Origin of the sequence: Methanomethylovorans sp., assembly GCF_041305605.1 — an archaeon.
In the GTDB taxonomy this organism is placed as follows: domain Archaea; phylum Halobacteriota; class Methanosarcinia; order Methanosarcinales; family Methanosarcinaceae; genus Methanomethylovorans.
Window position 1 is genome coordinate 1 of sequence record NZ_JBFYLB010000062.1, and the last position, 12,325, is coordinate 12,325.

The 12,325-nt window shown below is 45.3% G+C and carries 6 protein-coding genes; 4 read left to right on the forward strand and 2 right to left on the reverse strand.

What is annotated here, in order from left to right:
- Nucleotides 1–5 precede the first annotated feature (5 nt).
- From ACCM36_RS03940 to purB, 3 genes are all read left to right on the forward strand, one after another.
- Nucleotides 6–200 (forward strand): branched-chain amino acid transporter permease, encoded by a 195-nt coding sequence (locus ACCM36_RS03940; protein ID WP_370572439.1) that lies wholly within the window; start codon nucleotides 6–8, stop codon nucleotides 198–200.
- 293 nt (nucleotides 201–493) lie between these two features.
- Nucleotides 494–3,682: a tetratricopeptide repeat protein gene (locus tag ACCM36_RS03945; protein WP_370572434.1), complete on the forward strand. Its 3,189-nt coding sequence runs from the start codon at nucleotides 494–496 to the stop codon at nucleotides 3,680–3,682.
- Nucleotides 3,683–3,829: 147 nt separating this feature from the next.
- Nucleotides 3,830–5,167 (forward strand): adenylosuccinate lyase, encoded by a 1,338-nt coding sequence (gene purB, locus ACCM36_RS03950; protein ID WP_370572435.1) that lies wholly within the window; start codon nucleotides 3,830–3,832, stop codon nucleotides 5,165–5,167.
- Between the two features lie 47 nt (nucleotides 5,168–5,214).
- Here purB and uvrA read toward each other — a convergent pair whose 3' ends face one another.
- Both uvrA and ACCM36_RS03960 read right to left on the reverse strand, forming a co-directional pair.
- On the reverse strand, nucleotides 5,215–8,046 hold the full coding sequence (gene uvrA, locus ACCM36_RS03955) for an excinuclease ABC subunit UvrA (RefSeq protein WP_370572436.1): 2,832 nt from the start codon (nucleotides 8,044–8,046) through the stop codon (nucleotides 5,215–5,217).
- Between the two features lie 210 nt (nucleotides 8,047–8,256).
- The gene (locus ACCM36_RS03960; protein ID WP_370572437.1) at nucleotides 8,257–11,304 is read right to left on the reverse strand and encodes an FAD-binding and (Fe-S)-binding domain-containing protein; all 3,048 of its coding nucleotides are present in this window, start codon (nucleotides 11,302–11,304) and stop codon (nucleotides 8,257–8,259) included.
- 180 nt (nucleotides 11,305–11,484) lie between these two features.
- Between ACCM36_RS03960 and pyk the strand changes: the two genes are divergently transcribed.
- A partial coding sequence (gene pyk / locus ACCM36_RS03965) for a pyruvate kinase (RefSeq protein ID WP_370572438.1) occupies nucleotides 11,485–12,325 on the forward strand: 841 nt, incomplete at its 3' end.

The window sequence follows — 12,325 nt, forward strand, 5'->3', positions numbered from 1 at the left end:
TCCTTTTGCTGTTAGTTTTCTATTGTCTGAAGGATGTGCACTGGTTCCAGTCTCCCTATGGGACTCCGGAGCTTTTTACAATAGCGGTGATCACAGTTCTGCATGTATGGAAAAGAAATGCAATGCTTAGTATTTTCATAGGCACAGGGTTGTATATGTTGTTAGTGCAGTATAATGTGTTTTCGATGCTCTTTTCATGATCATTAGAGCTGATATCTCAGGTATGGATCAGGGTTCTGAATGATTTCTGTTTACACTAATTATTTAAAACACTATTTATTATTTTAATCAGATAATTTATATATACAACACATGTGTTCTTCTAATAAGATGCATTAGTAATTGGACTATAGAACAGTTACGAATTTGTTCGTTTTAAGGAGAACAAAAATCTTATCTAATATAAGACAATAAGGTTAATAATTACTATAATTTCCTGACAGGTATTCAGATGGCATTAAACAAGTTATTCCCTTCGGCTTTCGCATTAGTGATGTTAGTTTTGCTTTTTACTCCATGTGCTAATGGTATGGGTTATGAGGCCAGTTTGTTCAATGAACAGGGTCTTGAAATGGGTCGTAACGGTTCGTATACGGAAGCTCTGGAGTTATTTGATCAGGCCCAGGAACTGGATCCCCAGTCAATAGAGATCCTTGAGAATAAAGCTGAAACTCAGTATCTTATGGGTGATCTCCAGTCTGCCCTAGGTTCATATGAAGCCATTTTGGACATGCAATCAAATTCCAGTGAATTCATGTACAAAAAAGGTATCATTCTGGAGGCTTTAGGCAGATACCAGGAGTCCCTTGATATTTATGATACTTCTCTTGAGAAGTTCGATGTGCAGTATTCAGCTCAATCTTCGGATGCATCTAACACCTCTTCTCCCAATGAATCCACTTTAAACAATGTCAATGTTACAACTTTTGATATTGAATATATTCAACTGGTCTATCACAAAGGTAGGTCTCTAGATGGTCTTGGAAGACACGACGAGGCTATGGTTTGTTATGATCAGATACTGAGCATCTACTCAAACTATGCAAATTCCATGTATGATACAGGTTACTCCTATTTGCAGGTAGGAAGATACAATGATTCAATTTCTTCTTTTGACACTGCCCTGACAATGGTGCCAGATGACTCCAATATCTGGTTTTCAAGGGCATCAGCATATGAAGCTATTGGTCAATACGAAAAAGCCATTGCCGATTATGACAATGTGCTCAAGCTTGATCCTGTCAATGTCGAAGCCCTGTCTGGAAAAGCAAGGGTCGCTGGTATCCTTGGTGAACATATTTCAGCTATCGAAGCTTATACCCTTATCCTGTCTCAGGACCCTTACAATATCAATGCCTGGTATCTTCAGGCAGAGAGCTATGATAGTCTGGAACAATATACTGAAGCCATCAACTGTTATGATCAGGTGCTTGCACTTGATCCCCAAAATGCCACTGCCTGGAATAAGAAAGGCAGAGATCTGGACTCTCTGGGCCGGTATTCTGAGGCAATAGAGTGTTATGATCGTGCATTGCAGCTAAATCCGGATGGTCTGAGCGGTGTATACGTTGCAGATATGTCATCTTATCTTTTCATAGATGAAGTAGATGCAATGGAATGTTATACCGGATCTCCGGCGTTCGAAACCGACTCGGCGCATATTTGGTACAATAAAGGTACAGCCTTTTATAAACTTGGTAAGTATGAGGATGCAATATCATCCTATGACCGGGTAACAGAGCTTGAACCAAACTTTGCCATCGTATGGTACAATCGCGCCAGAGCTTTTGATATGCTTCAAAAGTATGAAGAAGCAGTTGATAGCTACAGCAAAGCCCTCAATGAAGAGTCATGTGCCAGGGTATGGTTTGAGAGAGGCATGGACCTGGATAGGCTCGGGCGCCCAGCAGATGCCATAAAAAGTTATGATAAGGCCATAAAGGCGAATCCTGGTTTTTCAGCTGCACTCTATGCAAAAGCTTCTAACATGGAAACCATGGAAAGATACACAGAAGCACTTTCAGTTTACGATGAATTGCTGGAATTGCATCCCGAATCTGCAGATATATGGTATCGTAAAGGCACGGTTCTCGACAAGTTAGGGAACTACCAAGAAGCCATTTCTGCTTATGAGCAGACACTTTCAATAAGTCCGGGGTACAAGGAAGCTAATTTACGTATAAATATTGATACTAATCTTATAATAGCAGATGATACCGAAACCATGAGCAGAATGCAGACAGATAAGGCCACGATGCTTCAGATATTCAAGGGTATAATCCTCACTCCTTTGGGCAATAATGAAGTATCCGGATCTGTGATCAAACCGATCAACGACGACGATGGACTGCAACCGGAAGCTTTCACTGTGGATTGCGCTGATGTCTGGGATGCTAAGGGTATTTCGTATCAGAATATTGGTAAGTACGATGAGGCTCTTGTTTGCTTCGATAAAGCCCTTGTGCTTGATCCGATGTCTGTCAAAGTTTTGTGCGATAAAGGTTCTGCTTTGGTAGAGGTCGGAATGGATCTATGGGCTATCGAATGCTACGAGAGTGCTGTCATGCTTGATCCCGGATATTCTCCTGCATGGTATTCTCTTGGTGTTGTTTCTTTCAGCACTGGTGATTCGGAAAGAGCACTGATGTGCTTTGACAATGTGCTTGCTCTTGAGCCTCAAAACATTCCTGCCATGCTGCAGAAAGGATATGTGCTTTTTAGTAAAGGTTCGTATGAACAAGCTCTTCAATATGCAAATACTGCTTTATCCATAGATCCGGAGAACTCTCAGGCTTTATGCGATCGCGGTGATGCCTACTATGCACTTGAAAAATATGAGGAAGCAGCGTCTTCATACAATAAAGTGCTTGAGTTCGATCCTGGTAACGTTAGTGTACTATACAAGCAGAGTGCTGCATACGAAAAGCTTGGCCAATTTGACAGTGCTATAGGTAGTTATGATCTGATCATCTCAGAGCAGCCCCAAAATACGGATGCTATCTATCATAAAGGATTGGCTCTTGACAGGATGGGCAGATATGATGATGCGATTGCCTGTTATGATCAGTTGCTCCAATTGAATCCCTCGGATACCCTCATATTGGGAACGAAAGCCTTTTCATTCTATCTCAAAGGTGACTATCAGCAGGCTCTGGCAGGATATGATAAGGTACTGGCAATAGATCCCACATCTGTACCTGCCATGTACCATAAGGGTACTATTTCCTATCTTGTCAGCAGTTATAAGGGTTCAATCTACTACTATAACAAAACCCTTGAGTTGGATCCCACATCCGTAACTGCCTGGTATAACAAAGGTTTCATATTCAATGTAATGGGTCAGGTCGAAACAGCTATATCCTGTTATGATAGCGCCCTTGCTATTGACCCCATGTCCACTTCAGCACTTTACAACAAGCGTTTTGCACTGTATAGGATAGGTAAATCAGCTGAAGCAGACACATGTAAGCAGACCCTGGAATCCATAGATCCCGATTTTGAATCAGCATTAAAGGACCGTGGAACCCAATTCTTCCTGCCGACGGAGTACAGTGAATCCCTGGACTATAAACTTCCGACAAGGTGGTATCCAGAAGAAAACGCCACTGAACAGCAACAAAATGAGAGCATTGGGTTTGAGCCTCAACCGGCTCAGACTCCCTCTTTCGGTCCGGGAACTTAGTGTTAGTTCGAGAGTGCTGGTCTAACATCTTCTTTTCTTTTTAAGTAGTATTTAGTACATAATGTTCTGTCACTCAAAGCATATTTATTGATTCAGACTTACTATACGTCAGAGAGACTTTAAAAACAAGTTCAGGAGAATCTATAGATGGCAATTCACCCTATTGAATACCGTTATGGTACAGAAGAGATGAAGTTTGTCTGGAGCGAAGCTAACCGCCTTGAGAAATTGATGATGGTGGAAGTTGCACTTGCTAAAGCTGAAGCGGATATCGGTCTTATTCCTAAGAATGCCGCAGATATCATCTCAACCAGTACAGGTCTTGTGGAACTGGATCGTGTAAAAGAGATAGAGGATGAGATACACCATGATATGATGGCCGTAGTGATCGGAATTTCGGAGAAATGCGCAGAAGATGCTGGAAAATGGGTGCATTTTGGTGCCACTTCCAATGACATTCTGGATACAGCTACGGGTCTCCAGCTTAAGGAAGCTGTGCAGATCCTGGAAAACAAAATGCACAGGCTACTGAATGTGTTGCTCGTGCAGGCCGAAGCTCACAAGTATACAGTATGTGCAGCCAGGACACACGGGCAGATAGGTGTACCGACCACATATGGTCTGAGGTTTGCTATCTGGGCATCTGAAGTAGCACGTCATATCGAGCGTCTGGAACAGCTGAAACCCCGTCTGCTGGTGGGTCAGATGACCGGTGCCGTAGGTACACAGGCTGCTTTTGGGAAGGATGGGATAGAGATACAGAAACTTGTGATGCACTATCTTGACATAGGTTCCGTGGACGTATCCAACCAGATAATACAGCGTGACAGGCATGCTGAATTTGTCATGTGGATGGCTAACACTGTGACCACCCTTGACAAAATAGGTGTGGAGATACGTTCCCTCCAGAGGACAGAGATCGCAGAAATAGAGGAAAGCTTCAAGAAAAAGCAGGTTGGTTCTTCCACAATGCCCCATAAGCGCAATCCTATCAAGTCCGAACAGATATGTGGTCTAGCAAGGATCGTACGTGCCATGGTGGAGCCGGAGTTGTTGAACAACACTCTGTGGGATGAACGTGATCTCACTAACTCTTCATGCGAAAGGATAGTATTTCCTGAAGCATGTGTGCTCACAGATCATATGATCAAGCTCTGCGTAGGTGTCATAGAGAACCTCAGGTTCTATCCGGAGAACATCCGTCGTAACCTCAACTTGCTAAGAGGTCTGAACATGGGGGAGGCTGTGATGATAGAGCTTGCAAAGCGTGGTGTAGGCCGTCAGGAAGCTCACGAGATCGTGCGCTCAAGTGCCATGGAAGCTCATGAGACCGGGAAGCATTTCAAGGAAGTCTTGCTGGCAAAAGCCGATGTTGCAAATTATCTTACTGAAGAGGATATTAACAACCTTGTAGATCCGGATAAGTATATAGGAACTGCAGTTGAGCAAGTTGAAGCTGTTGTTGAGAAGTTGAAGAGAAGATGAACTTCTTCTCTTCGACCAAATGCTCCATCACTTTCTGAATCCCGGATTCATTTCTTTTTATTCAGAATGCGTCTGAGGAATTCAGCTGTGTAGGAAATTTCCTGCTGTGCAACTTCCTCGGGTGTGCCCTGGGCTATGACCTCTCCACCTTTTTCCCCGCCTTCGGGTCCAAGATCAATGATCCAGTCAGCGGTCTTTATGACATCCAGATTGTGTTCGATAACTATTACCGTGTTCCCACTATCAACAAGTTGCTGCAGAACTTCAAGCAACTTCTTCACATCATGGAAATGCAGTCCTGTTGTGGGTTCATCCAGAATGTACACTGTTTTACCTGTGGAACGTTTACTAAGTTCAGTGGCAAGCTTTACCCTCTGTGCCTCGCCGCCGGATAATGTTGTTGAGGACTGGCCCACTTTTATGTAACCCAATCCCACATCATATAAGGTCTGAAGTTTTCGCTGGATTGCCGGGACATTTGCAAAAAATTCCAGTGCCTCTTCCACTGTCATGTCCAGAACCTCTGCTATGTTACGGTCCTTGTATGTTATTTCCAGTGTTTCGCGGTTGTAACGCTTTCCGTGACACACTTCACAGGGCACGTATACATCAGGGAGGAAATTCATTTCTATGGTGATGGTACCATCACCGGAACATGCTTCACATCTGCCTCCACGGATGTTGAAACTGAATCTGCCTGCCTGGTATCCTCTTGCTTTTGCAAGCTTTGTCTGCGCGAACAGTTCTCTTATAGGGGTGAACAGATTAGTGTAGGTAGCAGGATTGGACCGCGGAGTTCTGCCAATAGGGGACTGGTCGATGGTAATTACCTTGTCTACCTGTTCAAGTCCACTAATTGATATATGCCTGCCTGGCCTTTCCCTGGCTTTGTTCAATTCCTTTGCCAGCACCTTGTTAAGTGTTTCATTGATAAGCGTGCTTTTCCCGGAACCGGATACTCCCGTGACACACACCATGATCCCAAGAGGGAATTCCACATCCAGGTCTTTGAGATTGTTCTCACTGGCACCGTAGAGGGTTAACTTGCCGATTGGTGAGCGTCGCTTTTTCGGAACTTCGATGCTAATTTCTCCGCTCATATATTTTCCTGTGAGCGAGTCCTTGTTCTCCATTATTTGCTGTGGTGTGCCTTCTGCAACTATCTCTCCTCCGTGGATGCCAGCTCCGGGACCCATATCCACAACATGGTCGGCACTCTCTATAGTCTCTTCATCATGCTCCACCACCAGGACGGTGTTACCTATATCTCGCAGGTGTTTCAGTGTACTGATAAGCCTCAGATTATCTCTTTGATGCAGTCCTATGCTGGGCTCATCCAGTATGTACAACACTCCCATAAGGCTTGAGCCGATCTGCGTGGCCAGTCTGATACGCTGGGCCTCACCTCCTGAAAGTGTAGCTGCTGCCCTGCTCAACGTAAGATAGTCTAGGCCCACATCCATAAGGAATCCCAACCTTGCCTTGATCTCCTTGAATATCAGGCGGGCAATAGTGTATTCCCTGTCGTTCAGCTTTGTTTCAACATTCTGGAAGAAGTACAGAGTTTCCTCCACGGACATGTCTGTGATATCAATTATATTCCTGCCATCAATGGTAACAGCAAGGCTTGCAGGTTTGAGTCTTTTTCCATTGCACACAAGGCATGGTTTGGTACTGATGTACCGTGTCATCTTTTCCTTTGTGTTCTCGGATTCTGTGCTCTCATAGGTTTTGGATATGTTGGCAATAACTCCCTTAAATCTTCCAGTGTGCTGCCAGATACCGCCGGTGCGGCCCACATGTACGTAGGGTATATATTCATTAGTACCGTGCATTATCACATGTTTTACCTTTTCGGGCAATTGCTCATAGGGGTTATCCATGGAGAATCCCATGTGCTTTGCGAGGGATTCCAGAGACTGCATGTAGTAGCCGTCAGTCGTGCTCCAGGGTTCTACTGCACCTTCATGCAGGCTCAGGGTCTTATCAGGCACGATCAGATCAGGGTCGAATTCCATGGAAGTACCCAAGCCGTGGCATTCGGGGCATGCTCCCTGGGGGCTATTGAATGAGAATGCCGAAGGTTCAAGATCCTCAAAACCTGTTCCACATTCAGGGCAGGCCATTTTCTCACTGAAAGTCAGTTCTTCGCCTTCAACCACCTGTACTGTCACAGTGCCCCCGCTCTTTTCAAGGGATGTCTCCACATCCTCAGAAAGCCTTTCCCGAATACCTTCCTTGATGACGAGCCTGTCAACAACGATGTCTATGTTGTGCTTGTAATATCTTCCAAGCTCAACGTCTTTTGCTTCTTCAAGGGAATATATCTCGCCATCAATACGCACTCTTGAAAAACCGTCTGTAAGCAGGTCCGTAAGCAGTTTTTTGTATTCGCCTTTCCTCTCTCTTACAAGAGGTGCCAGGATGTGGACTTTCGAGCCTTCTTTGATATTCATTATGCTGTCCACTATTTGGTCCACGCTCTGTGGTTCTATTATCCTTCCACAGTCAGGACAGTGGCGGATACCTATCCGGGCGTACAATAACCTCAGATAATCGTAGATCTCAGTAACAGTACCCACAGTAGACCTGGGGTTCTTGCTGGTGGTCTTCTGTTCAATGGAAATAGCCGGAGATAAACCTTCTATATACTCTACATCCGGTTTTTCCATAAGTCCCAGGAACTGGCGGGCGTAAGCAGACAACGATTCCACATACCTGCGCTGCCCTTCGGCATATATAGTGTCGAACGCCAGGGATGATTTACCGGACCCACTGAGCCCAGTAATAACTATAAGTTTGTCCCTTGGCAGTGTCAGGTCTATGTTCTTCAGGTTATGCTCCTTAGCGCCTCGAATTATTATATTGTTCAAAGACATGGTCTGATAGGTCTCTTTGTGATGTGTTCAACGTAAAAAAGGTCGCAGGGGTGAAGTTCCATCTTCAGTATATCCCACATTTACGTAATATCATGGCTCCCGCTGATATTTAAATAATTCGCAGGTCATAACAGGTGTTCTTCTTTGTTGCAGACCACAGGTGATAGGTCCAAATAGGACAAAGATGAGGCCTTACCTCATCTTCATTCTTCAGTGAGTCTTGATGTACTCTATCATTTTAGGCGTCAGTAGCGGTGCTATCTGCGGAAGCAGGTTTGGCATAAGGTTCGCCATTGCAGCAGGCATGAGGTCAGGCATCTGCTCCAGCATGTAATCCGGCATTGGCACTCTCTTTTCCACTGCTTTGAGCATCTTTGGCATGACCTTGGGCATCAGGGAGGGCATGAGCAAAGGCATCATCTTAGGCATCATGGGCTTCATGAGTGCATCCATCCCAGGCACATATTTGACAGTCTTCATCATGGCCTGCATGTATGAAGGCATAGCGTCGATCATATCAGGTAGCAATTCCACCATCATTTCGGTCATATTTTCCGGTACCATGAGGTCTATCATCTTGTCAAAGGTGGCCCATGCGACAAGGGCTTCATTCGTACTGTCTGGGATATCATAACCCAGGCTGCGGGCTGCAAGTGCACCAAGGTCCTGGATCTCCAGGTTCACATTGTTATCCCTTGCAGCAATCCTGAATTGCACCATACAGCATGGACACAGAGCAGCCATGATGTCTGCATCCTGGGCAACTGCTTCCTGCAGACGCACATTGCCTATCTTGCTGGCTACCTTTGGTTCATCGATAAGGGTGACCACGGAACCACAACATAGCGCATTCTCCCTGTTGTGTTCCATTTCCCTGAACTGCACGCCGGGTATGGCCTTTAGCAACTCGCGCGGAGGCTCATACACACCTGCTCCGGCCCTGCCGATGTGGCATGAATCATGCCATGCAACAACCTTGTTCAGAGGCACCTTGAACTTGGGCTTCAACACATCCAGCTTATCCACCAGCACTTCAGAATAATGCTTGGCTTCTATGTCATATTCCATGCCGAGTTTCTCAGCCCATTGGGGGTAGAGAGTTTTCCACATCAACAGGCAGGCTGGACATGAAGTGACAACTGTCTTAACTCCCTTTTTCTGCATGTTTGCAGTGTTCATCTTCATAATCTTCTCGAAGATGTCCCACTTCCCTGCAACAAGCATAGGGATTCCGCAGCATGCTTCCTTGTCGCCAAGGTATGTGAACTCGATTCCTGCTTCGTCAAGGAGACGAACAGCACCAACAGCCACATCTTTTTCCACAAAGGATGCAGTGCAGCCTGCAAAATAGGCTATCTCGGCTTTATCCTTTATCTTGGCACGGATATCGTTGGGCAGCCAGCCATCTCTGTCCTTCCTGTAGTTGGCCCAGATATTCCTCTCCTTCTCAAGGCTCTGTGCCATGATCTCGAATGGCGGGATGGTCATCTTCTTCTTCTTCTGGACGAAGTTCTCTCTGAGTGTCATCCAGGAACGCTCGATGGGCAGGTCAAGCTGACAGTAGTGGTCACACATCTCACATGTGGTACAGGCTAGGAACGTGTCTACCTGTTCCTGATCAAGTTCTGCTCTGCCAGCAATGTACTCTTTCAGGAAGAACCACTTTCCGCGGGGTGATTGTGACTCCCAGCCCCTGCCATAGTACTGATCACACTCGCGTACACAGTATCCACACTGAGCGCAGGTATAAGCGTGAGATAGTACTTCACCGGGTATACCCTTCTGGTCACTGACCTCCTGCATGCCGACTCCTGAGTGGTTGCCTATGAAACGGGCCAGTGGCTCAAAGCTCTTTGCCATGGAAAGGCCTGTCTTCATCAGGGATTTTCCGGTGAGTGTTTCAGGGTTCATAATGTCCTTCGGATCCACCTGCTTTTTGAGACCTTGGATCATTGCAAGTTTATCTCCGAACACCTTGTCGGCGTTTTTCGCGAAGTAAAGCCCTGATGTGTAGATACGTCCTCCGTTATCTTCTGCGATCTTCACTATACTGATCCCAAGTGGGAATGCCATGTTAAACTTGAAAGAACGTTCCGAATGAGGCATGAAACACAGCAGTACTGCCTGATCACCCTTAGCAACCATACCTTCCACAAGTACTGGTAGTGCTATCTTTTTACGGATCTCATCGAAAACCTTCCCTATGCTGGACACAGGCACAACCACTTCTGCCGGAATGAAGGATGGGCCGAGCCTCTTGACCTTCATGGACCTGAACCATTCCTGTGTCTCGTGTTCAGCTATCTCATCAGGCAATATCTCTCCGCCAGCTTCTTTGATGATACCTTTGAGCGCACTCACATCCCTTGACTCGGGGTAGGCGAAATTACAGATGTAGGCATTCGGTAGTTCTGGTCTGTGCTCATCCACTGGCTCTCCATAATGTGTCTTTGGAGGTGCCCTGTTTTTCATCTGTGCCCATTCTGGATTAATGAATGATACTGACCAGAGGGGTACCTTACGCTCTCCCACAAGGATGATGGCTTTTTGCATGCTACTGGCATCAGGGAACTTTGCAGAAACTGCTGCGGTCTTCTCAAGTTTTCTTACTTTAAGAGTAACCTCTGTAATGATACCTATAGTACCCATAGTGCCTACGAGTTTCTGCAATTCATCTTCTTTGAACTCTCTTATCTCTCCGTTGGGGAGCACGATCCTGGCACTTTCCATGGTATCCTGGGACCAGCCATATTCATAACTGCCATATCCCAGTCCGTTCTGCGCAAGCCATCCGCCTACAGTGGCAGATAGTGCACTGGAAGGTACAGCCTGTACTGCAAGTCCCTCTTTGTTCAGTTTTGCTTCCAGTTTTTCCCAGACAATCCCTGCACCCACTGTTACCTTCATATTTTCTTTATCAACATTGATGATCTTGCGCATGGGAGTGACATCTGCAATGATGCCTCCTTTTGTAGGTATGACACCGCCGTATCCTGAAGATGCTCCCGCCCTCGGTACAATGGCTATATCGTATTTGCGGGCAAATTCCATGAGCTTTGCAGCCTGCTCCTCGTTCCTTACTTTTACTATTGCAGCAGGTTCGGTTTTTCCTAAGAATGTCTTTACAACAGACGGCAAAGATCCGACATCATGAGTATAAAAGTGTCTTTCCTTCTTTTTAAAATTGACCCCTTCTCCAAAAATGGATGCCAGCTCTTTTTTCTGTTGTTCGTTCAATTCGTATACTGCTTTTGCCATATTTTTTACCCCATGTGATGTGATGAATAACTACAGTACTGATGTTGTATGGCAGTAGTATTTAAATAAATGCAAGTCCTGTCAAAAATCTGTTTTGAATGGAAGTACTGCTTCATAAATAATATGCGGAAATGATAAAAAGCATCAATGACAATGATTAACATATAATTTAGGTGTAGCATGATACTTTCTGACCATAAGACAAAAATAGTATGCACTATAGGCCCATCATCTTCTTCGGAAGAAATGATCCGGGGTCTGATACTACGGGGCATGAATATAGCCCGCCTGAATTTTTCCCACGGGGAGCTGTCTGATCACAGGGAGATTATCTACAGAATACGAAACATCTCCGGTGAGATTGATAAGATCATTCCCATCCTTGTGGATCTTCCCGGTCCTAAGATCAGGATCGGTAAGCTTTCCAAAGAGCCACTTCTTCTGCAACAGGGAGAAACAGTGATTCTTACCTCATCTACAGAAATCTCGGATGACTCATTAATACCGGTGGATTACCCTAAACTTACTCAAAGCATTTCTCCTGGCAGCCTTGTCTATATAAATGATGGTTTCTTGCAACTGGAATGTCTTGAAGTATCCGGTACAAATGTGAAATGCAAAGTTCTCGTGGGTGGTGAACTTACATCCCACAAGGGTGTCAATTTGCCGGGCTCCAGTGTATTCCTGGAACCGGTCACCGAAAAAGATCTTAAGTTGGTCGACTTTGCCTTGGAGGAGGGGCTTGACTGTTTCAGTATTTCCTTCATTGAATCGGCAGATGATGTAAGAAAGATAAGAGAATATGCTGATTCCAAAGGAAAGAAGGTATTTCTGGTTGCAAAGATCGAAAGGGAGAGGGCTGTTCAGAATATCGACAGCATCCTGCTTGAAGCAGATGCTATAATGATCGCGCGGGGTGATCTGGGTGTGGAGATCCCGATAGAGGATGTCCCGATAGTTCAGAAAAAGATAATCCACAAGGCAAACCTTCGCAGCATTCCGGTAATAACAGCCACACAGA